This is a genomic window from Bradyrhizobium betae, from assembly GCF_004123905.1.
Classification (GTDB): domain Bacteria; phylum Pseudomonadota; class Alphaproteobacteria; order Rhizobiales; family Xanthobacteraceae; genus Bradyrhizobium; species Bradyrhizobium betae_A.
In genome coordinates, this window is record NZ_MZXW01000020.1 from 150403 (window position 1) to 175994 (window position 25592).

Genomic DNA, 25592 nt, shown 5'->3' on the forward strand with positions numbered 1-25592 from the left:
CGCCGGCTCTCTCAATCGTCATTGCGAGCGCAGCGAAGCAATCCAGAATCTTTCGGCAGCGGCAAAAAATGCGCTACGATGATTCCAGCGCGCCCCAAGTCGCGCACGATCAACGAGACGCATGAGGAAACGAGATGAGGGTGACGATTGGACGGCGCACGGCCATGGCCGCGGTATTGAGTGCTGCGGGCGCGGCGGTTTTGACGGCGGCGTTTGCGCCGGTTTGGGCGCATGGGCCGACCCGGCAGAAGGTGCGGGAATCCATCGAGCTCAATGCGCCGCCGGCCAAGGTGTGGGCGGTGATCGGCAATTTCCAGGACATGAACTGGCTGCCGCCCGTCACCAAGACCGAGGGCGACAAGGGCAACGAGATCGGCGCGACGCGGAGGCTGACGCTCACCAGTGGCGCCACCATCGACGAGGAGCTCTACAAGCTCGACGCCAGTGCGATGACCTATTCCTACCGGATCACCAATGTGGACGTGAAGGTGTTGCCGGTCACCAATTATTCCTCGACCTTGACGGTGACGCCGAGCGCCGACGGCAAGAGTTCGACGCTGGAATGGGCCGGCGCGTTCTACCGCGGCTTTCCCAACAACGATCCGCCGCCGGAGCTGAGCGACGAAGCCGCCAAGACTGCGGTGAGCGGGCTCTACAAGGCCGGGCTCGAAGCGCTGAAGAAGAAGCTCGAGAGCGGAAGCTGACCGTGCGGGCGATGGTTCTGGCGGCGCTCGCCGCCAGCCTTTGCGCCGCCGGTGTCGGCAGCGCGTGCGCCGAGGAGGCGTTCGTCACCAACCAGCTCAGCGACGATCTGATGGTCGTGGACCTCGCCACGGCGCGCAGCGTCGCGACCATCCCGATCGGCGGCAAGCCGGCGGGCGTTGCCGTCAGCGCGGACGGGCGCTTTGCCTATGTCACGAGCCCCGATGCCAAGGCGGTGACGGTGGTGGACGCCGCAACGCGGCAGGTTGCGGGGCGGATCGAGGTCGGCGGCGGGCCGCTCGGCATTGCGGTGGCGCCCGACGGCCGGACCGTCTATGTCGCCGACTGGTACGCGGCCGCAGTGCGGGTGATCGACGCGGCAAACCGCAGCGTCACCGCCAGCATCGCGGTTGGCGCTTCGCCATCGGGCCTCGCGGTGACGCCTGATGGCAGACTTCTGCTCTCGGCCGACCGCGACGACGACAGCGTCTCGGTCGTGGACACCGCGACGCGCCGGCGCAAGGCGGTCATCAAGGTCGGCACCCGCCCGTTCGGCGTCACCATCGATGCCGAGGGCAAGCGCGCCTACACCGCCAATGTCGGCTCCAACGACGTCTCCGTGATCGACCTTGCGGAGGCGCGCGAGATCGCCCGCGTGCCAGTCGGCATGCGTCCCTATGCGGTGGCGCTGACGCTGGGCCGCGGCTTCGTCACCGATCAATATGGCGGCACCGTCAGCGTGTTCGACCTCGCGACGCTGCAGCCCGTCAAGCGCATCAATGTCGGCGACTATCCCGAAGGCATCGCCGCCACCGCCGACGGCAAGCGCATCGTCGTCGCCTGCTGGGAAAGCAACACGCTGGATATCATCGACGCGGCCGAGCTGAAGGTCGTGGGCGAGGTCAAGACCGGCGACGGCCCGCGCGCGTTCGGGGCGTTCTTGCGCAGGACGGAGTAGGGGGCTCCGGCACCGGACTCGTTGTTTGCCCCACCATCGAACCGGATGTCGCGCCGACCCGACAGATGCTATCCAGGATTGTTGTCATGCGCCGACCAGCGAGCGGCGGAAATGGAGACGTGGCTGATGGAAAAGTGGATGGTCGAGCTTGCGATGTCCTGGTTGCCGTTCGTCGCGCTGGTCGTGCTGTGGATCTGGTTTTCGCGGCGGCAGGGCATGCAGGCGCGCGGCAAGTCGGGCGTGACCCTGATCGAGCTCTATGAACAGCAGGTCGCCGAGACCCGGCGCATGAATGGCTTTCTGGAGCGGATCGCGCTGTCGATGGAGAAGCACGAACCGCCGCGCTAGGCCGGCGTCGGATCGCGCAAATTGACGGCGCCGGGCAGCAAGGCCGGCGCAATGTCCTCGATCCGCTCGAAGACGAGATCGGGCCCCAGCGCCCGTAGCGCCGCCGGTGCCGCATAGCCCCAGCACACCGCACCGCAGGCGATGCCCGCAGCCCGCGCCGCCTCGATATCGCGGACCTCGTCGCCGATCGCGATGACCTTGCCCGGCTCCGCGCCCGCACGGCGGATGACCCGGCGGAATTTCGCGGATTTGCCGAACAGCGATGCCGAGCAGGCGTAATGTGAAAACAGCGCCGCTGCCTCGCCGAGCTTCTCACGCGCATTGGCTTCGCTGTCGGACGACACCAGCGCAAGCTGAACGCCGTTTTCAGCCAGTGTCTGCAGCATCGCCTCGACGCCCGCAAACAGCGGGATCTCGCCGGCCGCCTCCGCCTTCAACCGCCGCGCATGCCGCGCGATCGCCGGCAGCTTCCACAAGGGCACCTCAAGCCGGGCGAGGATCTCGCGGCTCGACGCATGCCGCAGCTCTTCGATCTCCTCACGCGTAACGCGGCGGAAATCGAAGCGATCGGCGACATCGTTGATGGTGCGCAGAAACCACGGGAAGCTGTCGGCCAGCGTGCCGTCGAGGTCGAAGATGGCGAGGGAATAGGGCATGGAAGGGATTTTCGAGTTCGCTGACAGGCGGGATGCGGCGTGCTAATGTTGGGCGGACTTAGGAGACAGCCATGCGGCACGAGCGGATTGAAATCAACCCGGCGATCATGGACGGCAAGCCTGTGATCCGCGGGACGCGTGTGCCGGTCGAATTGGTGTTACGCGAGCTGGGCGCGGGCATGAGCACCGAGGCCGTCATCTTGGAGCATCCGCGGCTTACGCCGGATGATATTCGGGCGGCGCAGGCCTTCGCGGCCGATTATTTGGCCGACGAAGACATCATTTATCGCTGAATCGTGCTCTGGCTCGCCGACGAGTGCGTCACAGCCTCCCTGGTGCGAGAACTGCGGGGCGCCGGTCATGACGTCCTCTATATCGCTGAGTTTGCCGCGAGCCTGAGTGACGTGGGAGGTCATGGCTGTGGCGTCCCGGGAAGGACGTCTTCTCCTCACGGCTGACAAGGATTTTGGCGAGCTTGTCTTTCGTCGCAACCAAGTCGTTCCAGGCCTGGTCTTGCTGCGCATCGATCCGGAGAGCGGGGAACTGGTGCGGGCGCGGCTTCGAGAGGCCGTTGACCAATTCGGTCAGGCACTCTTCGGCCGTTATGTCGTGATTGACGAGATTCGTTTTCGATCCCGTCGCTTGTAGCGTCGCCTCGCATCGGGAGAGGACTACCGCAGTTTGCGCACGTGAACATTGATATCGAGATCGATGTTCTTGATGCAGGTCTGTGCCGTCCGATGCGAGCCGCCCTCACGCCAGCGGCCATCGCGCGCCCGGGCGCCACTGACATTGGCCAGCTTCAGGCATCGCCATTGCGGCAGCGGCCCGCTGCTCTCGCCGGCAAATTGCCAGGCCAGCACGGCTTCTTCACCGGTTTTGTTGGTGCCGATGATGTGCGGGCAGAGCTCACGGTAGCGGCCTTCGTAGACGCAGGTTACCTGCTGCTGGGCGAGGATGGCGTTGCGGAAGAGTGTGTAGGTTCGGCTGGGCATTGCGGACTCATGAGAACCCGAGGTCGGCGGCTGATCGTGTTTGGCTAGGACTTCCACACCGTCTCCTCGGTCCAGCCGAGCTCGGCGAACTCGGCAGCCCGAAGAGGGGCTTCCCCCTCGGCGAAGAACTCGTCGAGCTGCGGCGGTGCGACGCTCGTCTCGGACAGCATGGCGTGCGCCTGTCCGCGGTGATGGATCTGGTGCTGAAACAGATGCATCAGCAGCCGGTCGCGGCGTTCCGTCTGGACGCGCGTATCGCGGTTGATCTTGACGACGTCCTCAAGCCGCGCGGGCGTCAGTGCATCGCAGATCGCAATCAGGCGCCTGTCCATCGCCGCTTGCGCAGGCTTCAGCGCGGTGAGGGAAGGAAAGGGCACTTCGTTCTTCCAGGCCGCCGGTCCGAGCCAGCCACCCTCGAGCGCGTCGATGTAGAAGAGGTCGATGATGTAGATGTGGTTCAGCGTACGTTGCAGGCTCGGAAAGAAGCCGGTGCGGTGGGCCTCGAATTCCGGCTGGGATAGCGCGGCGCAAGCCGTGAGCAGGCGATGGTTCGCCCAAGCATTATTGTGGGCGAAGGCGCGATAGGTTTGCACAAGTCCAGCGGACATGTCGGTTCTTCCCGGATCCTGCGTGGTTCGCCGGGCGAGAATAGCAAAGCGTGGCCCACCGGTCTTACGACAAGAACAGTGGCGGATTACGCTTCGCTAATCCGCCGTACGGCTTCGATCCAAAGCTTCTACTCCGCCGCCTCGCTCGTGCTCCGCCGTTTCGGCTTCCTCGCCTTCTTCAGCACCGGCTCCAGGAATTTGCCGGTATAGCTCCGCGGCGCCTTGGCGATGTCCTCGGGCGGACCCCAGGCGACGATCTCGCCGCCGCCGTCGCCGCCTTCGGGGCCGAGGTCGATGACCCAGTCTGCGGTCTTGATGACTTCGAGGTTGTGCTCGATGACGACGACGGTGTTGCCCTGCGCGACCAGCTCGTGCAGCACCTCGAGCAGCTTCTTGACGTCGTGAAAGTGAAGACCGGTGGTCGGCTCGTCCAGGATGTAGAGCGTGCGGCCGGTGGCGCGCTTTGACAGTTCTTTTGCGAGCTTGACGCGCTGGGCTTCGCCGCCTGACAGGGTCGTCGCCTGCTGGCCGACATGGATGTAGTCGAGGCCGACGCGATGGAGCGTCTGGAAGGTCTCGCGCACACGCGGGACGGCCTTGAAGAATTCGGCGGCTTCTTCCACGGTCATGTCGAGCACGTCGGCGATGGACTTGCCCTTGAACAGGACTTCGAGCGTCTCGCGGTTGTAGCGCTTGCCCTTGCAGACGTCGCAGGTGACGTAGACGTCGGGCAAAAAGTGCATCTCGATCTTGATGACGCCGTCGCCCTGGCAGGCCTCGCAGCGGCCGCCCTTGACGTTGAAGGAGAAGCGGCCGGGCTCGTAGCCGCGCGCTTTCGCTTCGGGGAGCCCTGCGAACCATTCCCGGATCGGCGTGAAGGCGCCGGTATAGGTCGCGGGGTTCGAGCGCGGGGTGCGGCCGATCGGTGACTGGTCGATGTCGATGATCTTGTCGATATGCTCGAGGCCCTCGATGCGGTCGTGCGGCGCGGCGCCCTCGCTGGCATTGTTCAGCTTGCGCGCGATGGCCTTGTAGAGCGTGTCGATCAGCAGCGTCGACTTGCCGCCGCCGGAGACGCCGGTGACGGCCGTGAACAGGCCGAGCGGAATCTCGGCCGTGACGTTCTTGAGGTTATTGCCGCGCGCGTTGACCACCTTGATGGTGCGGCGATGGTTCGGCGGACGCCGCTCCGGCACCTCGACCTCGAGCTCGCCGGTCAGGTATTTGCCGGTCAGCGATTTCGGGTTGCGCATGATCTCGGCGGGCGTGCCCTCGGCGACGATGTTGCCGCCATGCATGCCGGCGCCGGGGCCGATGTCGAGGACGTAGTCGGCGAGGAGAATGGCGTCCTCGTCATGCTCGACCACGATCACGGTGTTGCCGAGGTCGCGCAGCCGCTTGAGGGTGTCGAGCAGGCGGGCATTGTCGCGCTGGTGCAGGCCGATCGAGGGCTCGTCGAGCACGTAGAGCACGCCCGTCAGGCCCGAGCCGATCTGCGAGGCCAGGCGGATGCGCTGGCTCTCGCCGCCGGACAGCGTGCCGGAGGAGCGGGACAGGGTGAGATAGTTGAGGCCAACGTCCAGCAGGAAGGTGAGGCGCTCGCGGATCTCCTTGAGGATGCGTCCGGCGATTTCGTTCTGCTGCGCGTTCAGGGAATCCGGCACGGTCTCGAACCAGGTGCCGGCATTCTTCACCGACAGCTCCGAGATCTCGCCGATATGCTTGGTGCCGACCTTGACGCAGAGCGCCTCCGGCTTCAGCCGGAAACCGTTACAGCCGCCGCACGGCACGTCGTGGAAATACTTTGCGAGTTCCTCGCGCGCCCACTCGCTCTCGGTCTCGCGATAGCGGCGGTTGATGTTGGTGATGACGCCTTCGAACGGTTTTTTGGTGTCGTAGGAGCGGACGCCGTCCTCGTAGGAGAACTTGATCTCGTCCTCGCCGGAGCCATGGAGGATCGCGTTCTGCGTCTTCTTCGGCAGATCCTTCCATTTGGTGGTCAGCGTGAACTTGTAGTGCTTGCCGAGCGCGGTCAGCGTCTGCACGTAGTAGGGCGACGACGACTTGGCCCAGGGCGCGATCGCGCCCTTGCCGATCGCAAGCTCCTTGTCGGGAATGACGAGGTCCTCGTCGACATGCTGCTCGACGCCGAGACCGCCGCACGCGGGGCAGGCGCCATAGGGATTGTTGAACGAGAACAGGCGCGGCTCGACCTCGGGGATGGTGAAGCCGGACACCGGGCAGGCGAATTTTTCCGAGAACAGGATGCGCTCGGGGCCGCTCTTGTCGTGGATCTTTGCGGTCTTCTTCTTTTCTTCGGCGGGTGCCGCCGCGGGCGCGTCGGCGAACTCGACGACGGCGAGGCCTTCGGCGAGCTTCAGCGCGGTCTCAAAGCTTTCGGCGAGGCGCTGGCCGATATCGGCGCGCACCACGATGCGATCGACGACGACGTCGATGTCGTGCGGGAATTTCTTGTCGAGAACAGGCGCTTCCGCCAGTTCATGGAAGCTGCCGTCGATCTTGACGCGCTGAAAGCCCTTCTTCAGCCATTCGGCGAGCTCTTTCCTGTATTCGCCCTTGCGGCCGCGAACGACGGGCGCGAGCAGATAGAGGCGGGTGCCTTCGGGCAGCGCGAGCACGCGGTCGACCATCTGCGAAACGGTCTGGCTCTCGATCGGCAGGCCCGTCGCTGGCGAATAGGGCACGCCGACGCGCGCCCACAAGAGGCGCATGTAGTCGTAGATCTCGGTGACGGTGCCGACGGTCGAGCGCGGGTTCTTCGAGGTCGTCTTCTGCTCGATCGAGATCGCCGGCGACAGGCCGTCGATCTGGTCGACGTCGGGCTTCTGCATCATCTCCAGGAATTGGCGCGCATACGCCGACAGCGACTCGACGTAGCGGCGCTGGCCCTCGGCGTAGATGGTGTCGAAGGCGAGCGAGGACTTACCGGAGCCTGAGAGCCCGGTGAACACCACGAGCTTGTCGCGGGGAATCTCGACGTCGACGTTCTTGAGGTTGTGCTCGCGCGCGCCGCGGATCGTAATTGCGTGCCGGCTGGAGCCTGCGTTCTGCTGTTGGCGCTTCGCCTTGATCACTTCATCCATCCGGGTTGCCCTCAAGGAATCCCAAAGGTGCGCGATCGCGCCAGCGCTGGAGGCGCGCTTCGTCCGGAACCGGGATCGGCGCCGATGGGGTTGTCAGCGAACGTAGGAAGAACGAGGACAGATTTCCAGTGCGACTTGCGAATCGTCAACGGATTGTTGGCGCGCTGGCGGCATCTGGCAGCAGGAGGGAGGGCGGAACTGCGTTGAAACGTTCCGTGCAAACAAAAAGGCCGGCGCGAGGCCGGCCCTTCGTAACGCTAGGCGTTGAAGTGTAGCTTAGTACTTGGCGACCACGGGGGCGCCGAAGTGATAGTTCACGCCGACCTGCACGGTGTGGAAGTTGAGCGTGCCGGACGAAGCGGGGGCGATACCGCTGAAGTAGGTCTCGCTGCCGAGGCTGCGATAGAGGTACTCGCCCTTGACCGACCACTGCGGCGCGAAGAACGCTTCGACGCCAGCGCCGACGGTCCAGCCCGAGTGGAACTTGGTGTCGGACACAGTCACGCCGAGCGCGCTGCCGCTGATCTTGTTGTCGATCCAGGCGTAACCACCGGTGCCGTAGAACAGCACGTTGTTGACGGCCCAGCCGATGCGACCACGCACGGTGCCCATCGCGTCGGTCTTCGAGCTCGCGCTCACGAGACCAAGGCCGGGAACGGCGCCTGCGACGGAGGCGCTGACGTCAGCCCAGGCGGCATCCGCCTCGAGGCCGAACACGACGTTGCCGGTCTGCCAGTTGTAGCCGGCGGTGCCGCCGACGAAGCCGCCCTTCATCTTCGGATCGGAATCAGCCTCCCAAGCGCCGCCCCCGACGATACCGAGGTAGAAGCCGGTCCAGTTGTAGACCGAGGCCACCGCCACCGGCGCCTTGGTGTAGGGGCGGGCCGCGAGATCAGCGGCCGAAGCCGGAGCAGCGAGTGCGAACAAACAGGCCGAAGCCAACAAAACCTTCTTCATTTTCAACCTAATCCCAGTCCCAGTTTCTGTTGTGCCTTCCACGGTCGGGAAGGGCATCGGACGCTGTGGTCCAACTGATGTCGTACCTACACCAGCAAAGCCGCAAGTTGTGTCTCTGAAAAGCCACAACAATGACAAAACGTAATGGTCGCTGACCGATTGTTCCAAACCAGGCACCAAAGCAAAAGGCCGGCGCGAGGCCGGCCTTTGATCTCCAAATGATATCAGAGAGATATCAGTATTTCGCGATCACCGGACCGCCCCAGCGATAGTTCACGCGGACCAAGCCGATATCGACGTCCTGGCCGATGCGGTAGCTCTGGAAGGTAGCGCCGGTTGGCGTATTGAACGTCAGGGTCCGGTGGCCCAGGAAGATGTGGTCGTACTCGACGCCGACCGACCAGTTTGGTGCGAATCCGAACTCGAAGCCGGCGCCGACCGTACCGCCCCAGCGCGTTTCGTCGGTCGAAGCGAGCAGGGTGTCGGCACCGGCGAAGCCGGGTGCAATGAAGACACTGTACTTGTCGGCGACGACGGCACCGCCGCCCTTCACATAAAACAGCACGTTGTTCCAGGCGTAGCCGATCTGGCCCGTGATCAGGCCGAAGGCGTCGATCTTGGAGCGGTCGCGCCGGGCGCCGATGAACGTGCCGATGTTGTCGCCCGAAAAATCGGCCCAGTTGCCCTGGCCTTCGAGGCCGAACACCCAATTGGCGGACTGCCAGCGGTAGCCGACCTGACCACCGACCGTGCCGCCGACCGCGTTGTGGCAGCCATCAGCGACGAGTGTACCGAGGGTCGGCGAGACGAAGTCCCAGCACTTGTGGCTCGAACCGCCGCCGCCGTTGATGCCGATGTAGAAGCCGCTCCAGTCGTAGATGGCGGCGATCATTGGCGGCGGCGCCTTGGTGTAGGGACGCGCCGCGAGATCCGCCGCGCTTGCCGGAGCCGACAGAGCCAGCGCCGCTGCGCCGATTGCACCAATCAAAATCTTATTCATTGCAGTCTCCCCAGTTTCGTCCGCTTCTTGATGTCCCCGAAGCGGTGATCAGGCGCGACGCCCATATAAATTAACTCCGACTCGACCGTAGCCGAACAAAAGGCCGGAGTCCGTCTCCGAAATGCAACACTCGGTCGCCGACTGATGCAGTTGCAACTTGATGAATGTTATGCGGTTTTTCTCCTCCGCGGGAACCGGCCGGGGTCCGTCCGACGCGAGCCTTTGTTGAGGACAGGAGCCCGATCGGGCTCACACATTTGATGCCCTTGCCTGCAAGAACAAATCTGGAACACGCGGGAGGTCGATGCTATATATGGGGATAAGTTGAGGGGTGACGGGCTGCTCGGCGGCCGCAAGCGTATAGGGTCGCCTCAACAGAGGTCGCACAGGAACGCGGGGAGCGGGCCCGGCCTTGTGAATTCAGTGGCATTTGGAGTGGAGAGCGGCGATGGCGGGAAGCGTCAACAAGGTCATTCTGGTTGGAAATCTCGGCAAGGATCCGGAAATCCGCCGCACCCAGGACGGGCGGCCGATCGCGAATTTGAGCATCGCGACGTCCGAGACCTGGCGCGACAAGAACAGTGGCGAGCGCAAGGAAAAGACCGAGTGGCATCGCGTCGTGATCTTCAATGAAGGGCTCTGCAAGGTCGCCGAGCAGTACCTGAAGAAGGGCGCCAAGGTTTACATCGAGGGTGCGCTCCAGACCCGCAAATGGACCGACCAGGCCGGCGTCGAGAAATATTCCACCGAGGTCGTGCTCCAGGGCTTCAACTCGACCCTGACGATGCTCGATGGCCGCGCCGGCGGCGGGGCAGGCGGCAGCTTCGGCGACGAGCCCGGCGGCGATTTCGGCTCCTCCGGTCCCGGCAGCAGCGCGCCGCGCCGCGCCGTGGCCGCTGGCGGCGGTGGTGGCCGCAACAACGACATGGACGACGACATCCCGTTCTGAGGCGAGGCCTTCTACGGGGTGGGACGATCTGGCGCGGGTCGGGACAGAAAGCGGCCCGCGCGGCTTTCGAGCATCCGGATCAAGACCGGATCCATGAATTCGTAGTCGTCGGGAATGTCGAGGCAGATGACCCGCTTGTTGTTCAAGCTGGATCGGAATTTCCGGTTCAGCTTGTTGCGGTGGATCTTCTCCATGACGAAGACGATATCGGCCCATTCGACCTGTTCGGTGGACAACAGCACGTCCGCATCGTTCGAGATGCCGGCCGAGTCGGTCTCGATGCCCGGCCAGGTCGAAAAGACTTGTTCGGCTGTCGGGCTGCGGAGGCGATCGGCACTGCAGACGAAGAGGACGTTGGTCACTTGACTGCTCCAGAGGAAGGGGCGTGGAATAGTCCGATCAATCTCTAGGTCCACGGCATTTGGTAGTCGACGAAGTCTTCGACATCCCGTTCTGCCGGATGAGCTCGGCCTGCATGGTTCGAGACGCCCGCTTTGCCGGGCTCCTTACCCTGAGGGTCTGATATCTCGCTGCAGGAACCGACCTCATCCTGAGGGCCCGCCGCAGGCGGGCGTCTCTAACAATGGCCACCGGCAACCCGGTCGGGCTGTTTGCTCGCGTGAAGCGGCAGGATTTCTTACCAATTGGCGGGCAGGATTGGTTTTTCCGGGCTGGCCTCATGTGGCGCCTCAAGCCTTTGACGGGCCGCGATGTGAATGATATTAACTTTATGTTAATCCTATTCACATGTTCCCGTCTGGAGAATGCGCCAAATGAGCCTCGCGCCGTTGCTTGACGCCGCTCCAGTGATCCCGCTGCATGCCTTTGCCGCCATGGCCGCCTTCGTGCTCGGTCTCGTCCAGTTTTCCGCCCCCAAGGGCACGATGCCGCACCGGACGATCGGCTGGATCTGGGTGACGCTGATGGCGATCGTGGCTGCATCGTCATTCTGGATTCACCAGATCCGCCTGGTCGGCCCGTTCAGCCCGATCCATCTGCTGTCGATCTTCACCCTGGTGATGCTGCCGCTCGCGGTGTGGCGGGCGCACAGCCATCGCGTCACCGACCACCGGCGGATCATGATCCTGCTGTTCACCGGCGCGCTGGTGGTGGCGGGGCTGTTCACACTGGTGCCCGGGCGCATCATGCACCGGGTGATTTTCGGGGCCTGACGGGCGGTTTCCGGCAAGCTATTTCGAGGTCGCTCCCGATGGCGGCGCGGAGTGCGTAAGTCTCTGGAAAAACAGTCGGAAAAAGCGCTTCCCTAGGGCTTGCAAGGGTGGTTATCAGGGGGGTGATGCGCTATATGATTCCCAGACAAAAACTCACCGGATTCCCCCTTGGCTGACGACGACGACAAGCCCGGCGACCAGCCGGCGCAACCCTCCGACATTCGCCCCGTTTCCATCTACGAGGAGATGAAGAAGTCGTACCTCGATTACGCCATGAGCGTGATCGTGGCGCGTGCGCTGCCCGATGCGCGCGACGGGTTGAAGCCGGTGCATCGCCGCATCCTGTTCTCGATGAACGAGCAGGGGCACACGCCTGACAAGAAGTACGTCAAATCCGCCCGCGTGGTCGGTGACGTCATCGGTAAGTATCACCCGCACGGCGACCAGTCGATCTACGACGCCATGGTTCGCATGGCGCAGGACTTCTCGATGCGCGTGCCGCTGATCGACGGTCAGGGCAATTTCGGCTCGGTCGACGGCGATCCCCCGGCCGCCTATCGTTACACCGAAGCGCGGCTGACGAAGGCGGCGCTGGCGCTGCTAGCCGACATCGACAAGGACACCGTCGATTTCCAGCCGAACTACGACAACAACGAGACCGAACCGTCGGTCTTGCCGGCCAAGTTCCCGAACCTTCTCGTCAACGGCGCGGGCGGCATCGCGGTCGGCATGGCGACCAACATCCCGCCGCACAATCTCGGCGAGGTCATCGACGCCTGCGTCGCGTTGATCGACAACCCGGCGCTCACCATCGAGGAGCTCATCAACATCGTGCCGGGACCGGATTTCCCGACCGGCGGCGTGATTCTCGGTCGCGCAGGCATCCGCGCCGCCTATCACCTCGGCCGCGGCTCGATCGTGATGCGCGGCAAGGTCGTGATCGAGACCATCCGCAAGGAGCGCGAGGCGATCATCATCAGCGAGATTCCCTACCAGGTGAACAAGGCGACGATGGTCGAGCGCATCGCCGAGCTGGTCAAGGAAAAGAAGATCGAAGGCATCGGCGACCTGCGCGATGAATCGGATCGCGACGGTTACCGCGTCGTCATCGAATTGAAGCGCGACGCCGTGCCGGACGTGGTGCTAAACCAGCTGTACAGATTCACGCCGTTGCAGACGAGTTTCGGCGTCAACATGGTGGCGCTCGACAGCGGCCGTCCGCGGATCATGCATCTGAAGGACCTGCTGGCGATCTTCGTCGACTTCCGTGAGCGGGTGGTCACGCGTCGCACCAAGTACTTGCTCGCCAAGGCGCGCGACCGGGCGCATATTTTGGTCGGTCTCGCCATCGCTGTCGCCAATATCGACGAGATGATCCGCGTGATCAGGACCTCGCCCGACCCGACCACCGCCCGCGACACCCTGATGTCGCGCGACTGGCCGGCCCGGGACGTCGAGGATATGCTGACGCTGATCGACGATCCGCGCCACCGCATCAGCGAGGACGGCACGATCCGGCTGTCGATGGAGCAGGCGAGGGCCATTCTCGACCTGCGTTTGCAGCGCCTCACCGCACTCGGCCGCGACGAAATCCGCGAGGAGCTCGACAAGCTCGCCGGCGAGATCGCCGATTATCTCGACATCCTGCGCTCGCGCGAGCGTGTGCTGACAATCATCAAGACCGAGCTCGCCGAGGTGAAGGAAGAATTCGCCACGCCGCGCCGCACCGTCATCATCGAGCAGGAAGGCGAGGTCGAGGACGAGGACCTGATCCAGCGCGAGGACATGGTCGTCACCGTCTCCCACGCCGGCTACGTCAAGCGCGTGCCGCTGTCGGCCTATCGGGCGCAGCGCCGCGGCGGCAAGGGCCGCGCCGGCATGCAGACCCGCGACGAGGATTTTGTCTCGCGCCTGTTCGTGGCCTCCACGCACACGCCGGTGCTGTTCTTCTCGTCGCGCGGCCAGGTCTACAAGGAAAAGGTCTGGCGCCTGCCGATGGCCGCGCCGAACGCGCGCGGCAAGGCGCTGATCAACATCCTGCCGCTGGAGCAGGGCGAACGCATCACCACCATCATGCCGCTGCCCGAGGATGAATCCACCTGGGGCAACCTCGACGTGATGTTCGCCACGACGGGCGGCAACGTCCGGCGCAACAAGCTGTCCGATTTCGTCGACGTCCGCCGCTCCGGCATCATCGCCATGAAGCTGGACGAGAATGAAGCGATCGTCGACGTGCAGATCTGCACCGAGCGCGACGACGTGCTGCTGACCGGCGCCGCCGGCCAGTGCATCCGCTTCCCTGTCCCCGACGTGCGCGTGTTCACCGGGCGCACCTCGATGGGCGTGCGCGGCATCGCGCTTGGCGCGGGCGACAAGGTGATCTCGCTGGCGATCCTGCGCCATGTCGAGACCACCTCGGACGAACGCTCGGCTTACCTGAAGATGCGGCGCGCGGTCGCCGGCGAAGCCGCGGCCGAAGAACCCGCGGTGGATGCCGAGGGCGAGGAGGGCTCCGGCAGCTTCCAGCTCCCGCCGGAGCGCTATGTCGAGATGTCGGCGGCCGAGCAGGTCGTGCTCACAGTCTCCGTCAACGGCTACGGCAAGCGGACCTCGTCCTACGAGTATCGCACCACGGGCCGCGGCGGCAAAGGCATCGTCGCCATGAGCGTCAACAACCGCAATGGCAACCTGGTCGCGTCCTTCCCCGTGGAGGATGCCGATCAAATCATGCTGGTCACCGACAAGGGCCAGCTGATCCGCTGCCCGGTCGAGGGCATCCGCGTCGCCGGCCGCTCGACCCAGGGCGTGATCGTATTCGACACCGCCGAGGACGAGCATGTGGTCTCGGTCGAGCACATCACGGAAGAGGCCGAGAGCGGGAATGGCGCGAATGGCGAGGCAAACGGGGAGTAACGCCCCGTTTAAACGCCGTTCGCCAGCTCACGGGTCAGATCGGCAAGCGCATCATGCTTGCCGATCTGCGCCATCCAGCACCAGAGCTCGAGCGTGCAATACATGCGGTAAAGGTCGAGCGTCTGCTGCCAGTCGGGGCGCGCGATCGGGCCATAGCCAGCGAGCAAGCCCTCGCGCTTGGGCGCGTCCTTTTCAGTGAAGTAGTACAGCGCCTTCGCGATATCCATCAGCGGATCGCCTGATGTCGCGTTCTCGAAGTCGACGATGCCCGTCAGGTGCGGCTCGCCCTGCGACGTCACCAGAACATTGCCGGCATGAAAATCGTAGTGGCAGAGGCGGGGGACGGTGGCTGCCTCAAACAGATGCTGCTGCGCCGTGACGCGGTCGCGGAGGCGTGCGGCGAGCACGGAATCGCCGCCGCGCGTGCCAAACTCCGTCAGCTTCCTGTCGAGCTGCGCGGACATGTAGGCATGGTTGCTCGGATGCGCCGTCCAGACCCCGTTGAGGCCGATATAGCCAAAACTGTCGAGGGTGACGTCGTTGATCCGGCGCAACGCCGCGCCCATCTCGGCGTAGATCGCAAGCAGTTCCGCCTCCGACAGCGCCGCCTCGCGCCGGCCGAGCACCGTGCCGTCGAGCCTCGTCATGAGCACATAGTTCAGGTCGATCACCGATCGCGTGTCGTCGGCGAGCAGGATTTTTGGAATGGCCGTGCCCAGGTTCTGCAGCAGACCCAGCACGAGGACCTCCTTCGCCATCTTCCATTGAAGCGCTTCAGGGTAGGCCTTAAGGATGCAAGTCGGCCCGTCCGCGAGCGCGATCTCGACGACGGTGCTGATCTCGCCGCCGCGCAGCTCGGTGACACCGAGCACCGAGGCATTAGGAGATATCCGGCGCACCATCGCTTGCGCCTGATCGACCGAGATCGCCAGCCGAGGTTTGAGTTGCAACGGCGCTTCGCTCGACATCGGCGCTCGCCTCCGGATAGCACGGCGGAGCCGAACTAAATCTCCAGCTCCGTGCCGAACTCCACCACCTGCTTGGTCGGCACGCCGAAGAACGCGGCGGAGCGTTCGGCGTTGCGCTGGAGGAAGGCGAACAGGCCTTCGCGCCAGACCCACATGCCCGGGATGTCCTCGCGCGGGATGATGGTCTCGCGGCCGACATAATAGGTGATGTCGGAGAGGTCGATGCCGGGCAGCTTGCCCTGGCGGCAGGCGAGCGTCAGTCCCTCATAGATCGTCGGGTTCTGCATGAAACCGTAATGCAGGACCACGCGGGTGATGCCGGTGATGATCTCGATCACCTCGGCGCGGTCCGTCTCGGTGATGTGCGGGGATTCCTCGATCAGCACGGTGACGAGGATGATGCGCTCGTGCAGGACGTGGTTGTGCTTGACGAACTGCGTCAGTGCCAGCGGCACGCCGTTCGGCGCCGACGCCAGGAACACGGCGGTGCCCGGCAGCCTGGCGCTGCACTTGTTCACCGCGGTCTCGATCAGATCCTCCTCGGGCTGCCGCAGCTTGCCGCGCGCGGCCTCGACCAGCTTCACGCCGCTGCGCCAGGTCAGCATCAGGAAGGCGACGAGGGCTGCCAGCAAGAGCGGAAACCAGCCGCCCTCGAACAGCTTGATCGAATTGGCGGAGAAGAAGATGACGTCGATGACGAAGAAGAAGCCGTTCACGGTGACCACGAGCCACGGCGAATAGCCCCACTGGATCGCGACGAGGGCCGCCAGCAATGTGGTGATCGCCATCAGAAGCGACACCGCAATGCCATAGGCGCCGGCCAGCGCCTCCGAGGTGCCGAAGCTGAGGACGGCGCCGAGCGTTGCGGCAGCCAGCAGCCAGTTCACCAGCGGCACGTAGATCTGGCCGATCGCATCGCTGGTGGTGTGGCGGATCTGCATGCGCGGCAGGAAGCCGAGCTGGATCGATTGCTGGGTCAGCGAGAACACGCCGGAGATGATCGCCTGCGAGGCGATAACGGTTGCGACCGCGGAGAAGGCGACCAGCGGATAGTGCAGGGCGTCGGGGCAAAGCTGGAAGAACGGATTTTCGATCATCGTGGGATCGGTGATCAGGAGTGCGGCCTGGCCGAAATAGTTCAGCACCAGCGCGGGCAGGCAGATGGCGAACCAGGCCAGCCGGATAGGGAAGCGGCCGAAATGACCCATGTCGGCATACATCGCTTCGCCCCCGGTCACGGCGAGGAAGGCCGCGCCGAGGATCGCGAAGGAGACGTGAAAATCCTGGTGGATCAGGAAGTCGAAGGCATAGAGCGGACTGAGCGCCGCGAGCACTGCCGGCGCCTTGACGATGCCGTGGATGCCGAGCGCGGCCAGTACGCCGAACCAGGCCAGCATCACCGGTCCGAAGATGCGGCCGATGAAGCCGGTGCCCTGCTTCTGCATCATGAAGAGGCCGATCAAGATGGCGACGGTGATCGGTACCACCACCGGTGCCAGCGAGGGCGCATCGACCTTGAGACCTTCGATGGCTGAGAGGACCGAGATCGCCGGCGTGATCGCGCCGTCGCCATAAAGCAGTGCGGCACCGACGAGGCCGACGACCAGAAGATGCGCGCGCCAGGTGCCGGACTGGGCGTGGCGGGCATGCAGCAGGGCCAGAAGGGCGACGATGCCGCCTTCGCCGCGGTTGTCCGCGCGCAGGATCAGCAGCGCGTACTTCAACGAGATGATCAGCAGCAGGGCCCAGAGGATCAGCGAGGCAACGCCCAGGACAGCTTCGGGAGAGACTGTCGCACCATGGGCGGCCGCCTTGGCGGCTTCCTTCAGGGCGTAGAGGGGGCTAGTGCCGATATCGCCATAGACCACCCCGAGGGCGCCCATGGTCATTGCAATCGGCAGCGGATCGGGGTGATGGCCGGAAGCGACTGCGGGCGTACTGGACAAAGGCAACCCCCCGATGGGATCGCGCCCGCCGGGCCATTCCGACGGGCGCGAGCATCACGCAGTCTGCGACGAGACGTCGCAAATATCCATCGGTTTTGTCTTGGGGTTTGTCTTGGGGTTCTGTCTTGCGGTTTATATCGGGAAGTACCTGACGCGAAACTGACAGAGCCTACGGCGTGCGGTCGGCGGTCACGAGGCGAGCCTCGCGGACAGTGCTGGTCTTGGTGCCGGCACGGCGCAGGCACGACGCCTCGAAATTCGGCCAGGCCTGCTGCGAGCAGTCCTTGCCGATGGTGCGAATGTCGAGCCGGTCTGCCTTGGCGAGCGGCTGCGGCACGCTGGCTTCGACGGTCGGTGCAAAGCCCGGCAGGAGGGTGAGGGCAGCAGCAACACACGCAGCAATTGCGATCGCTGAAAGAGCCTTGATCATTGACGGTCCCCTGTGATGCGGCCGCTACGCCCAGTGTGCGGCCCGTCGTTCGTTGGGCAGATTAGTAACCATGGCCAGTTTCCGGACGTCTTCGCGGATACGGGAAATGGTTTCGTTCGCGGTCCGGTTTGTTTCGTGGCTGCCCTAAGGACGAAACAATTCGGGGCCCTCCGACAGGGATTGGCGGAAAAACCGGCAAGAAACTGACCAGGAAACTGACAAGGAACCTGCCCGGCTTGCCGGGCCGGGCCGGGCGCGGTAGGAGGAGGCTATGCCGCGCATTGCCTTTTATCCGGGTTCCTTCGACCCCATTACCAACGGCCATCTGGACGTCGTCCGGCATGCCGTTCCCCTGTGCGACAGGCTGGTGGTCGCGGTCGGTGTCCATCCCGGCAAGAAGCCGCTGTTCTCGACCGAGGAGCGGCTGAAGATGCTTCTGGACGTCTGCGGGCCGATAGCGGCCCAGGCCGGCTGCGTACTCGAAGCCGTGACGTTTGACGATCTATCCGTGGCTGCGGCGCGCAAAGCTGGCGCGACCATCATGATTCGGGGCCTGCGCGACGGCACCGACCTCGACTACGAGATGCAGCTTGCCGGCATGAACGAGGCCATGGCGCCGGAGGTGCACACGGTCTTTTTGCCGGCCTCTCCAATGGTCCGCCCGATCACCGCCACTTTGGTGCGCCAGATCGCAGGGATGGGCGGAGATGTTTCGACCTTCGTGCCGCCGCTCGTAGCAAGCCTGCTCAAGGCCAAATTCGCCGGATAACGGCGCGCTTCCTCAATCTCACCTGATCCGGAGTTCTCATGATCCGTCGTCTCGCAATTCTTGCCACGATTTTTGCCGCGCTCTTCAGTGCGGTCCCGGCGGTGGCGCAGCAACTGCCGGCGAACCTCGACAAGGCCAACGCGCTCGTCATCGACACCACCAAGGGCCGCATCGTCATCAAGCTGCGCACCGATCTGGCGCCGCAGCACGCCGAGCGCCTCAAGCAGCTCGCGCGCGAGGGTTATTACAACAACGTGCCGTTCCACCGCGTGATGGACGGCTTCATGGCGCAGACCGGCGACGGCGAGAAGTTCAACGGCACCGGCGGTTCGAAATACCCGAACCTGAAGCAGGAATTCTCCAAGGTGCATTTTGCCCGCGGCATCGTCGGCATGGCCCGGCGCGGCGACAGCGTCGATACCGCCAACTCGCAGTTCTTCATCATGTTCGCCGACGGCGGCAGCCTGGATAACCAGTACACCGTGGTCGGCGAGGTCGTGCAGGGCATGGACGTGGTCGACAAGCTGAAGAAGGCGCCGGCCGGCTCGTCCAGCGGCACCGTCACCGATCCCGACAAGATGGTGAAGGTGCAGGTCGCCTCCGACATCAAATAGGAGAGGGCCACCATGGCGCGCTGCGGCAACAAGCTCCTGCTGGCTGCCGCGGTGTTGCTGCTGGGCGTCTCGGGTGCGGCCGCCGAGGATGGACAGGTCAACACCATCCAGGACATCTTCCGGCACTTGCGCACCTGCTGGAAGCCGCCGGCGCCCAGCAAGGCTCGCCCACTCGACATCACCGTCGTCGTGAGCTTTAACCGGTCCGGAAACATTCTGGGCCATCCGAGGATTACCTATGAATCCGCGGAGGCCTCCGACAATGACCGGCTGCAATACCGGATCGCGGTGATGGAGGCGTTGCAACGCTGCACGCCGATGCCATTTACCGATGCAATGGCCGGCGCCGCCGCGGGACGTCCATTCGCGATCCAGTTCCGTAACCGCAAAACGTCACCTGACAAGACTTCACCTCCAACGCAAGAGAGACGAGCATGAGCGTCACCGAAAACACATTGATCCTCGAGACCACGCAGGGCCCCGTCACCATCGAGATGCGCCCCGACCTCGCGCCCGGCCATGTCGCGCGCATCAAGGAGCTGGTTCGCGAGGGCTTTTACGACGGCATCGTGTTCCACCGCGTGATCGAGGGCTTCATGGCCCAGACCGGCTGCCCGCAGGGCACCGGCACCGGCGGCTCGGGCAAGAAGCTGAAGGCCGAGTTCAACAAGGAGCCGCATGTGCGCGGCGTCACCTCGATGGCCCGTGCGGCGAGCCCCGATTCCGGCGACAGCCAGTTCTTCATCGTGTTCGACGACGCCCGCTTCCTCGACAACCAGTACACGGTGTGGGGCAAGGTCACTGAAGGCATGGAGAACGTCGACAAGATCAAGCGCGGCGAGCCCGTGCAGAACCCCGACAAGATCGTCAAGGCGCGGATGGCCGCGGACGCGGAGTAACACCTGCGGTCGTGCCCCGCTTCGGCGGGGCACGACAAGGTATCAAACGTGCGCACCGACCTCTTCGACTTCGACCTGCCGCCCGAGCGCATCGCGTTGCGCCCCGCGAGCCCGCGCGACTCCGCGAAGATGCTGGTGGTGGAGAACGGCGCGCTGCGCGACGAGGTCATCTCCGATCTGCCGCAATGGCTGAAGCCGGGCGACCAGCTCGTCGTCAACGACACCAAGGTGATTGCGGCGCAGCTCAAGGGCCGCCGCATCGGCCGTGAGACCGAGCCGAAGATCGAGGCGACCCTGATCAAGCGTCTCGACGGCTCGCGCTGGCAGGCGCTGGTGAAGCCGGCGAAAAAGCTCACCGCCGGCGACCGCATCCGCTTCGGCAACGAAGGCAAGGTCTGCCTGCTCGGCCATCTCGATGCCGAGGTCGAGGCCAAGGGCGCGGAAGGCGAGGTGACGCTGTCATTCTCGTTCCACGGCCCCGCGCTCGACCAGGCCATCGCCGATCTCGGCAGCCCGCCGCTGCCGCCCTACATCGCCTCCAAGCGCACGCCCGACGATCAGGACCTCGCCGACTACCAGACCATGTTCGCCGCGAATGAAGGCGCGGTCGCTGCGCCGACCGCGGGGCTACATTTCACGCCAGCGCTGGAGCAGGCGCTGCGCGCGCGCGGCGTCGGCATCAACCGCATCACGCTGCATGTCGGGGCAGGGACGTTCCTGCCGGTGAAGGTGGACGATACCGAAGGCCACAAGATGCATGCCGAGTGGGGCACGATCTCGGCCGAGACAGCGGAGCGGCTCAACACCGCGCGGAAAAATGGCGGCCGCATCGTCGCCGTCGGCACCACATCGCTTCGACTGCTCGAAAGCGCAGCCGCCGAAGATGGTACCGTTCAGCCGTTCGCGGCCGAGACGTCGATTTTCATCACGCCTGGCTATCGCTTCCGCGCCGTCGATATCATGATGACGAACTTCCACCTGCCAAAGTCGACACTGTTCATGCTGGTGTCGGCATTCGCGGGACTGGAGACGATGCAGCGGGCCTACGCGCATGCGATCGCGAGCGGGTACCGGTTCTATTCGTACGGGGATGCGTGCTTGCTATTCCGGGCCTAGAAGCCGGCCGCAAACGCGAATTTATCCCCGTCACCCTGAGGTGCTCGCCTCTTCGGCGAGCCTCGAAGGGCGACGGCCCCACTGCTGCATCTCGGCCGTGCATCCTTCGAGGCTCCCTCAGCGGCGCTTTGCACCGCTGAGCTCACACCTCAGGATGACGGGTCGAGAGTTCGCCCCGCGCTTACGCCATCACCCGCTGCGGCAACAGCTCCGCAATCTGCACCGCGTTCAGCGCCGCGCCCTTGAGCAGCTGATCGGCCGCCACGAACATCGAGATCGAATGCCCACTGGGATCGCTGAGGTCCTTGCGGATGCGGCCGACCAGGACGTCGTCCTGGCCCGAGGCGTCGATCGGCATCGGGAAGTAGTTCTTGACGCGGTCGTCGACGACCCTCACGCCGGGGGCCTGCGCCATGATGGCGCGGACCTGGTCCTCGGTGATCGGCTTCTCGCATTCGAAGGTGATGGCCTCGCAGTGCGCGCGCAGCACCGGCACGCGGACACACGTCACGCCGATCGCAATCTTGTCGTCCTCGAAAATCTTGCGGGTCTCCTTGATGACCTTGGTCTCTTCGTCGTTGTAGCCGGTCTCGGGGTCGACGGCGGTGTTGTGGTTGAAGAGATTGAAGGCGTAGGGGTGCGGCATCACCTTGGGCGTATAGACCTGCCCGTTGAGGTTGGCGCGGGTGGACTCGACGAGCTCCTCCATCGCGGCGGCCCCGGCGCCGGAGGCCGCCTGATAGGTCGAGATGATGACGCGCTTGATGCGGTTGTTCTGGTGGATGGGCCAGAGTGGTACCAGCGCGGTGATCGCCGCGCAGTTCGGGTTGGCGATGATGCCCTTGTGGTCGCGGATGCGGTTACCATTGACCTCGGGGATCACCAGCGGCACGTTCGGATCCATGCGGAAGGCGGAGGAGTTGTCGACCACGACCGCGCCGGCCTTCACTGCGATCGGCGCGTACTTCTTCGAGATGCCGCTGCCGGCGGAGAACAGGGCGATGTCGACGCCCTCGAAGGCGCGCTCGGTCAGCTCCTCGATGACGACGTCTTGCCCGCGAAACGACACCGTCTTGCCTGCGGAGCGGGCGCTGGCCAGCGCCTTGAGCTTGCCGACGCGAAAGCCGCGCTTGTCCATGGTGGCGATGAATTCGGCGCCCACCGCACCGGTGACGCCGACAATCGCGACGACGGGATCGTTACTCACTGTGTCCTCCATTCCATTTCGGTTGAGCTGAGATCTAGACAACAAAAAAGCCCCGGACCTTTAAGGCGGGGCTTCGGTAGAGCTGATGCGTTTTAGTCGACGACTATGCGCGCACGCCTCCCCGGGCCCCGAAGGCCGTGGTGGTTTTGGTCGTGCGTTTGGTGGTCGTGAACATGGCGGCGACTTATGCGGGAGAGTTTTGCGCCCGTCAATGGCTTTTCGGCGGGATTGTGGCCGCCGTTATTTCGTTCGGGCGCCCGGCGGCTCCAGGATGACCTCCTTGAGGTCGTCGCCGCTGATCACGACGATCGCAAAATTGAGCCGGCCGCGCTCGCGCACGAGGCCACCGCTGATCGCCTTGCCGGAGGCCGCGCGCTCGGCAACATGCACGGCATCCGCGAGGCGATGCCTGATCGCACCGAGCGCTGCGAGGTTGCTGCGATCGTCGCCGTCGAGCTCGGCGAGGGGGAGGGCGGCCTCGCCGCCGATGAGCTCGCCGGTCGTCGCATTGATGGTGTGACGCCAGATCCGGTCGTTGTGCAGGGTTTTCACCCGGTAGACCGGCACGCCGGAGCCTCCGTCGAAACTCACATCTGCGGTGGTGGCGCCGGCGTGGCGGGCTTCGGCAATCGCCATGGCCTGGCTGATCGAGACCGACGAAGAGCGGAATCGTTCGATTTCGCGGCTGACCGCTTGGCGGTCCGCCTCAGTGTCACCATCTGTGTCGCTGCGAAGCGTGGTCGGCGTGCCCGTGGTCACGATCGCCTGCGCGGGCGCTGCGAGCAGCAGCGCGGGCAAGGCGATCGCAAGCAGTTGCGAAGTCCATCGTTTGGCGGTCGTCATGCTCGAAACCCTCGGCCAGCGAGTGTGCCGGATGATCGTAAAGAATTCGCGGCCGACCTTGGGCATCGGCCGGCCGCGGAGCGTCACGACGGGCTGTACCCGTTGCGGCGATCTTAGCGATACGGACCCCTTTTGGGGCTGGTGAAAAAAGTGGTCCGTATCGCCCATAACAAAACCATACCGTATCGTTTTATTTCGGTCAACGGCGAGGGCGTGTTCCCCGAGGGGATAAATCGCAACCTCACGGAATTGTCAGCGGGACCGGCGCGGTCGTTGGGGGCTCTTTGCAGCGTTCTGAACGCGGTCCGCAGGTCCCAGCGCACCGGCCAGGAACAGCTTGATCGCGGCGCGCATGCGCTTCTCCGCGGCCTTCATCTCCGGCGGCGTTCCAAACGTCGCAAGGCGATGATTGTGACCGACGACGACGTCGAGGAAGACTTCCGCCGCGATGGTGGTGTCGTCGACGTCAAGCGCGCCCTGCGCCACCAGATGATCGAAGAAGCGTGCCGTGGTGGCGACGGCTTTCAACCAGCCTTCCTCCTTGCCGAGCTTGGCGATATCGGGAAAGTTGATGGCCTGTGACGTCATCATGCGGCTGAACGCGACAGCATCGGGTCCGCAGGTGAAGTTCAGCATCTCGCGCCCGATCTCGACCAGCCGCTGCTCGACCGAGATATCCGAAGCACTGCCGAGCTGCATCTCGGCCGCTGCCGACAATGGCGCCAGCCAGCGCGCGATTTCGCGTCTCAGCACAGCGGCAAAAAGACCGCGCTTGTCGCCATAGCGGGAATAGACGGTGGGTTTGCTGACGCGGGCCGCTTCCGCAACCGCATCGAGCGAGGTCGCGTCAAACCCGCGGTCCAGGAACAGGCGGGTGGCGACCTCGATCAGGCGCTGGTCGCGCTCGATCGCGGCTGACTTCGTCGGCCTGCCGCCGCGCGATTTCGGTAGCTCGCGCCGCGCGGTCGCCGGTCTTGTCCTGGTCGCAGTCAATCCCATGCCCAATGATTCCTGCGCGTTCCTCGTCACTTGCTCTATATCGCGCAGGAGCGGAGGCGTCATCGCGAATCTGGCCGAATTGGCCGTATCGTCAACGGTTTCAGCAGGGCCTCGTTCCGTCGCGCGCGTTCACGGCAGCGTCGAGGCCCACGCCTGGCCGGCAGCGGCCTTCTCGTATCCGTACTGATACAGGGCCCGCATATAGGTGGTGTCGAACCCTTCCGAGGGCGGCGCGGGATAATCGCGCGCGATGTAGGAGAGGTGGAAACCCAGCCGGTTGCGCTTGGCGAAATCATAGGTCGAGAAGATGATCGAGCGGGTCTGCGACTGTGTGATCGCCGACAGGCTGCGCGAGGCAACGTCGATGGTGCTGTTGGACACCAGCTCGAAATTGCGTTCGATCTTCTTGTTGACGAGGATATAGATGTCCATCTTCGCGGCGCCCGGAAGGCGGCTATCCTGGAATAGCAGAGCTTCCGGCAGCGTCAGCACCGGGGCCGTCACGCCGCCGTCGACATGCATCTCCTGAAATTTGCGGCCCTGGCCTTCGGCGTCGATCATGATCGGCGGGAATACCAGTGGAATACTGGCGGAGGCCGCCATCACGTCGCGAAACAGTTTGAGCGCTTCTGGCGTGCCGACCGCGGCGATCTTGCCCATGTCCCAGATCGCGGTGCGCTGGGTGTCGAGATCGGTGGTTACGATCAGCAGCCGTCGTCCCCGGGCGTTCTCGCGCGCAACCTGCGCCATGATCTCCGGCCCGACATAGCGGGCGACGAGCTCGCGCAGCCGCGTATTGCCGAACAGGCCGGAGCCGAACAGCACGCGCATGATGCTGGGGTCGCTCAGCAGGCTCTCCGCGATGCCGCTGGTGTAGACGTCCTTCAGCGTGTCGTCATATTGCCGTCCGAGGAACGCAAAGGGCGCGATCAGGCCGCCGGTGCTCACGCCAGAGACCACGGAAAAGCTCGGGCGGGTGCCGGCGACACTCCAGCCATTGAGCACGCCGACGCCATAGGCGCCGTCAGCGCCTCCGCCTGAGAGCGCGAGGTACGACTTCGTGGCGGTGCTGGTGTCTTTCTCGAAGCTGAATTTGGTGATCGGGTCGTCGGCGTAGCGCCTGAGGCCGTCGATATCGAGCACGCGCGATGTGCTGGCCTCAGCGGCCGTATAGGGCGTCCGGGGCAGGGAGGTGCAGGCGCCGAGCGCCAGGATGCACGTCAGGACCAGCAATTTGGTCAGGCGCGCGCCTGTCAGCCTGATCCAGCCATGAGAGGGGCCGGACATCTCAGTCGAACATGAAGCGGGGGGCATTGTCGGGGCTGGCGATCACGCATCTACCGCCGCCGGCAACGCGCCGCGGCATCTCGTCCAGCCCCCAAATAAAACTACACTGTGTCGTTTTGTTTGACAAGTCTTGGCGGCCATCAAGTCCGCGT

At 64.4% G+C, this 25592-nt stretch carries 27 protein-coding genes; 13 read left to right on the top strand and 14 right to left on the bottom strand.

From position 1 onward, the window contains the following. Positions 1 to 134: 134 nt before the first annotated feature. The 3 genes from B5V03_RS17985 to B5V03_RS17995 all read left to right on the top strand — a co-directional run bounded on the left by B5V03_RS17985 (position 135) and on the right by B5V03_RS17995 (position 2008). The gene (locus B5V03_RS17985; RefSeq protein WP_129271741.1) at positions 135 to 704 is read left to right on the top strand and encodes an SRPBCC family protein; all 570 of its coding nucleotides are present in this window, start codon (positions 135 to 137) and stop codon (positions 702 to 704) included. A 2-nt stretch (positions 705 to 706) separates the two neighbouring features. Continuing rightward, positions 707 to 1660, top strand: a complete 954-nt coding sequence (locus B5V03_RS17990) for a cytochrome D1 domain-containing protein (protein WP_129271742.1) — start codon at positions 707 to 709, stop codon at positions 1658 to 1660. Positions 1661 to 1786: 126 nt separating this feature from the next. Beyond that, positions 1787 to 2008 (top strand): hypothetical protein, encoded by a 222-nt coding sequence (locus B5V03_RS17995; protein WP_129271743.1) that lies wholly within the window; start codon positions 1787 to 1789, stop codon positions 2006 to 2008. Here the strand turns inward: B5V03_RS17995 and B5V03_RS18000 are convergent. Then, a complete protein-coding gene (locus B5V03_RS18000; RefSeq protein ID WP_129271744.1) occupies positions 2005 to 2664 on the bottom strand; it encodes an HAD-IA family hydrolase in 660 nt (219 codons plus the stop codon). The genes B5V03_RS17995 and B5V03_RS18000 overlap by 4 nt on opposite strands. Before the next feature lie 71 nt (positions 2665 to 2735). Here B5V03_RS18000 and B5V03_RS18005 point away from each other — a divergent pair, with 71 nt between their 5' ends. Further along, the gene (locus tag B5V03_RS18005; protein WP_129271745.1) at positions 2736 to 2957 is read left to right on the top strand and encodes a DUF433 domain-containing protein; all 222 of its coding nucleotides are present in this window, start codon (positions 2736 to 2738) and stop codon (positions 2955 to 2957) included. 121 nt (positions 2958 to 3078) lie between these two features. Further along, positions 3079 to 3312, top strand: coding sequence for a DUF5615 family PIN-like protein (locus B5V03_RS18010; RefSeq protein WP_245502253.1), 234 nt, complete (start codon positions 3079 to 3081; stop codon positions 3310 to 3312). Positions 3313 to 3335: 23 nt separating this feature from the next. Here the strand turns inward: B5V03_RS18010 and B5V03_RS18015 are convergent, their stop codons facing one another. The 5 genes from B5V03_RS18015 to B5V03_RS18035 form a co-directional block, all read right to left on the bottom strand. Continuing rightward, positions 3336 to 3659 (bottom strand): hypothetical protein, encoded by a 324-nt coding sequence (locus B5V03_RS18015; RefSeq protein ID WP_129271746.1) that lies wholly within the window; start codon positions 3657 to 3659, stop codon positions 3336 to 3338. A gap of 44 nt (positions 3660 to 3703) precedes the next feature. After that, positions 3704 to 4267, bottom strand: coding sequence for a DinB family protein (locus B5V03_RS18020; protein ID WP_129271747.1), 564 nt, complete (start codon positions 4265 to 4267; stop codon positions 3704 to 3706). A 128-nt stretch (positions 4268 to 4395) separates the two neighbouring features. Next, the gene (uvrA, locus tag B5V03_RS18025) at positions 4396 to 7371 is read right to left on the bottom strand and encodes an excinuclease ABC subunit UvrA (protein WP_129271748.1); all 2976 of its coding nucleotides are present in this window, start codon (positions 7369 to 7371) and stop codon (positions 4396 to 4398) included. 276 nt (positions 7372 to 7647) lie between these two features. Then, on the bottom strand, positions 7648 to 8328 hold the full coding sequence (locus B5V03_RS18030; RefSeq protein WP_129271749.1) for an outer membrane protein: 681 nt from the start codon (positions 8326 to 8328) through the stop codon (positions 7648 to 7650). 235 nt (positions 8329 to 8563) lie between these two features. Then, positions 8564 to 9328 carry an outer membrane protein gene (locus B5V03_RS18035; RefSeq protein ID WP_129271750.1) on the bottom strand — a complete coding sequence of 255 codons (765 nt, stop codon included), beginning with the start codon at positions 9326 to 9328 and terminating at the stop codon, positions 8564 to 8566. A gap of 448 nt (positions 9329 to 9776) precedes the next feature. On the opposite strand from B5V03_RS18035, the gene B5V03_RS18040 reads away from it, so the two are divergent. Further along, on the top strand, positions 9777 to 10277 hold the full coding sequence (locus tag B5V03_RS18040; protein WP_129271751.1) for a single-stranded DNA-binding protein: 501 nt from the start codon (positions 9777 to 9779) through the stop codon (positions 10275 to 10277). A gap of 11 nt (positions 10278 to 10288) precedes the next feature. Here the strand turns inward: B5V03_RS18040 and B5V03_RS18045 are convergent, their stop codons facing one another. Further along, a complete protein-coding gene (locus B5V03_RS18045; RefSeq protein WP_129271752.1) occupies positions 10289 to 10639 on the bottom strand; it encodes a low molecular weight protein tyrosine phosphatase family protein in 351 nt (116 codons plus the stop codon). Positions 10640 to 11050: 411 nt separating this feature from the next. On the opposite strand from B5V03_RS18045, the gene B5V03_RS18050 reads away from it, so the two are divergent. Both B5V03_RS18050 and gyrA read left to right on the top strand, forming a co-directional pair. Beyond that, positions 11051 to 11449, top strand: coding sequence for a DUF2306 domain-containing protein (locus B5V03_RS18050; RefSeq protein ID WP_129271753.1), 399 nt, complete (start codon positions 11051 to 11053; stop codon positions 11447 to 11449). A 168-nt stretch (positions 11450 to 11617) separates the two neighbouring features. Then, a complete protein-coding gene (gene gyrA, locus B5V03_RS18055; protein WP_129271754.1) occupies positions 11618 to 14362 on the top strand; it encodes a DNA gyrase subunit A in 2745 nt (914 codons plus the stop codon). 8 nt (positions 14363 to 14370) lie between these two features. Here gyrA and B5V03_RS18060 read toward each other — a convergent pair whose 3' ends face one another. The 3 genes from B5V03_RS18060 to B5V03_RS18070 all read right to left on the bottom strand — a co-directional run bounded on the left by B5V03_RS18060 (position 14371) and on the right by B5V03_RS18070 (position 17706). Next, positions 14371 to 15330 carry a phosphotransferase family protein gene (locus tag B5V03_RS18060; protein WP_129271755.1) on the bottom strand — a complete coding sequence of 320 codons (960 nt, stop codon included), beginning with the start codon at positions 15328 to 15330 and terminating at the stop codon, positions 14371 to 14373. A gap of 35 nt (positions 15331 to 15365) precedes the next feature. After that, complete coding sequence (locus B5V03_RS18065) at positions 15366 to 17219, bottom strand: potassium transporter Kup (RefSeq protein WP_129271793.1); 1854 nt, start codon at positions 17217 to 17219, stop codon at positions 15366 to 15368. 226 nt (positions 17220 to 17445) lie between these two features. Beyond that, positions 17446 to 17706, bottom strand: a complete 261-nt coding sequence (locus tag B5V03_RS18070; protein ID WP_129271756.1) for a hypothetical protein — start codon at positions 17704 to 17706, stop codon at positions 17446 to 17448. Between the two features lie 271 nt (positions 17707 to 17977). Here B5V03_RS18070 and coaD point away from each other — a divergent pair, with 271 nt between their 5' ends. Genes coaD through queA form a run of 5 tightly spaced genes read left to right on the top strand, consistent with a single transcriptional unit; the run spans position 17978 to position 21104 of the window. Next, positions 17978 to 18475, top strand: coding sequence for a pantetheine-phosphate adenylyltransferase (gene coaD / locus B5V03_RS18075; protein WP_129271757.1), 498 nt, complete (start codon positions 17978 to 17980; stop codon positions 18473 to 18475). 38 nt (positions 18476 to 18513) lie between these two features. Continuing rightward, the gene (locus tag B5V03_RS18080) at positions 18514 to 19089 is read left to right on the top strand and encodes a peptidylprolyl isomerase (protein WP_129271758.1); all 576 of its coding nucleotides are present in this window, start codon (positions 18514 to 18516) and stop codon (positions 19087 to 19089) included. Positions 19090 to 19101: 12 nt separating this feature from the next. Beyond that, positions 19102 to 19527, top strand: coding sequence for a hypothetical protein (locus B5V03_RS18085; protein ID WP_129271759.1), 426 nt, complete (start codon positions 19102 to 19104; stop codon positions 19525 to 19527). Continuing rightward, positions 19524 to 19988: a peptidylprolyl isomerase gene (locus B5V03_RS18090; RefSeq protein WP_129271760.1), complete on the top strand. Its 465-nt coding sequence runs from the start codon at positions 19524 to 19526 to the stop codon at positions 19986 to 19988. Before B5V03_RS18085 ends, B5V03_RS18090 begins: the two co-directional genes overlap by 4 nt. A gap of 48 nt (positions 19989 to 20036) precedes the next feature. After that, positions 20037 to 21104 (top strand): tRNA preQ1(34) S-adenosylmethionine ribosyltransferase-isomerase QueA, encoded by a 1068-nt coding sequence (gene queA / locus B5V03_RS18095; RefSeq protein ID WP_129271761.1) that lies wholly within the window; start codon positions 20037 to 20039, stop codon positions 21102 to 21104. Positions 21105 to 21285: 181 nt separating this feature from the next. On the opposite strand, the gene B5V03_RS18100 is transcribed toward queA, so the two are convergent. The 4 genes from B5V03_RS18100 to B5V03_RS18115 all read right to left on the bottom strand — a co-directional run bounded on the left by B5V03_RS18100 (position 21286) and on the right by B5V03_RS18115 (position 25440). Further along, positions 21286 to 22323 carry an aspartate-semialdehyde dehydrogenase gene (locus B5V03_RS18100; protein WP_129271762.1) on the bottom strand — a complete coding sequence of 346 codons (1038 nt, stop codon included), beginning with the start codon at positions 22321 to 22323 and terminating at the stop codon, positions 21286 to 21288. Positions 22324 to 22551: 228 nt separating this feature from the next. Further along, positions 22552 to 23154 (bottom strand): PepSY domain-containing protein, encoded by a 603-nt coding sequence (locus tag B5V03_RS18105; RefSeq protein WP_164988102.1) that lies wholly within the window; start codon positions 23152 to 23154, stop codon positions 22552 to 22554. 252 nt (positions 23155 to 23406) lie between these two features. Next, positions 23407 to 24153: a TetR/AcrR family transcriptional regulator gene (locus B5V03_RS18110; protein ID WP_129271763.1), complete on the bottom strand. Its 747-nt coding sequence runs from the start codon at positions 24151 to 24153 to the stop codon at positions 23407 to 23409. A 129-nt stretch (positions 24154 to 24282) separates the two neighbouring features. Continuing rightward, the gene (locus B5V03_RS18115) at positions 24283 to 25440 is read right to left on the bottom strand and encodes a patatin-like phospholipase family protein (protein ID WP_129271764.1); all 1158 of its coding nucleotides are present in this window, start codon (positions 25438 to 25440) and stop codon (positions 24283 to 24285) included. Between the last annotated feature and the right edge of the window lie 152 nt (positions 25441 to 25592).

Bases quoted from the DNA above. Each gene is read 5' to 3' on its own strand.
- B5V03_RS17985 (WP_129271741.1), top strand. From the start codon at position 135: ATGAGGGTGACGATTGGACGGCGCACGGCCATGGCCGCGGTATTGAGT.
- B5V03_RS17995 (WP_129271743.1), top strand. From the start codon at position 1,787: ATGGAAAAGTGGATGGTCGAGCTTGCGATGTCCTGGTTGCCGTTCGTC.
- B5V03_RS18000 (WP_129271744.1), bottom strand. From the start codon at position 2,664: ATGCCCTATTCCCTCGCCATCTTCGACCTCGACGGCACGCTGGCCGAC.
- B5V03_RS18005 (WP_129271745.1), top strand. From the start codon at position 2,736: ATGCGGCACGAGCGGATTGAAATCAACCCGGCGATCATGGACGGCAAG.
- B5V03_RS18010 (WP_245502253.1), top strand. From the start codon at position 3,079: ATGGCTGTGGCGTCCCGGGAAGGACGTCTTCTCCTCACGGCTGACAAG.
- B5V03_RS18015 (WP_129271746.1), bottom strand. From the start codon at position 3,659: ATGCCCAGCCGAACCTACACACTCTTCCGCAACGCCATCCTCGCCCAG.
- B5V03_RS18020 (WP_129271747.1), bottom strand. From the start codon at position 4,267: ATGTCCGCTGGACTTGTGCAAACCTATCGCGCCTTCGCCCACAATAAT.
- uvrA (WP_129271748.1), bottom strand. From the start codon at position 7,371: ATGGATGAAGTGATCAAGGCGAAGCGCCAACAGCAGAACGCAGGCTCC.
- B5V03_RS18030 (WP_129271749.1), bottom strand. From the start codon at position 8,328: ATGAAGAAGGTTTTGTTGGCTTCGGCCTGTTTGTTCGCACTCGCTGCT.
- B5V03_RS18035 (WP_129271750.1), bottom strand. From the start codon at position 9,328: ATGAATAAGATTTTGATTGGTGCAATCGGCGCAGCGGCGCTGGCTCTG.
- B5V03_RS18040 (WP_129271751.1), top strand. From the start codon at position 9,777: ATGGCGGGAAGCGTCAACAAGGTCATTCTGGTTGGAAATCTCGGCAAG.
- B5V03_RS18050 (WP_129271753.1), top strand. From the start codon at position 11,051: ATGAGCCTCGCGCCGTTGCTTGACGCCGCTCCAGTGATCCCGCTGCAT.
- B5V03_RS18060 (WP_129271755.1), bottom strand. From the start codon at position 15,330: ATGTCGAGCGAAGCGCCGTTGCAACTCAAACCTCGGCTGGCGATCTCG.
- B5V03_RS18065 (WP_129271793.1), bottom strand. From the start codon at position 17,219: ATGACCATGGGCGCCCTCGGGGTGGTCTATGGCGATATCGGCACTAGC.
- B5V03_RS18070 (WP_129271756.1), bottom strand. From the start codon at position 17,706: ATGATCAAGGCTCTTTCAGCGATCGCAATTGCTGCGTGTGTTGCTGCT.
- coaD (WP_129271757.1), top strand. From the start codon at position 17,978: ATGCCGCGCATTGCCTTTTATCCGGGTTCCTTCGACCCCATTACCAAC.
- B5V03_RS18080 (WP_129271758.1), top strand. From the start codon at position 18,514: ATGATCCGTCGTCTCGCAATTCTTGCCACGATTTTTGCCGCGCTCTTC.
- B5V03_RS18085 (WP_129271759.1), top strand. From the start codon at position 19,102: ATGGCGCGCTGCGGCAACAAGCTCCTGCTGGCTGCCGCGGTGTTGCTG.
- B5V03_RS18090 (WP_129271760.1), top strand. From the start codon at position 19,524: ATGAGCGTCACCGAAAACACATTGATCCTCGAGACCACGCAGGGCCCC.
- B5V03_RS18100 (WP_129271762.1), bottom strand. From the start codon at position 22,323: ATGGAGGACACAGTGAGTAACGATCCCGTCGTCGCGATTGTCGGCGTC.
- B5V03_RS18105 (WP_164988102.1), bottom strand. From the start codon at position 23,154: ATGACGACCGCCAAACGATGGACTTCGCAACTGCTTGCGATCGCCTTG.
- B5V03_RS18110 (WP_129271763.1), bottom strand. From the start codon at position 24,153: ATGGGATTGACTGCGACCAGGACAAGACCGGCGACCGCGCGGCGCGAG.
- B5V03_RS18115 (WP_129271764.1), bottom strand. From the start codon at position 25,440: ATGTCCGGCCCCTCTCATGGCTGGATCAGGCTGACAGGCGCGCGCCTG.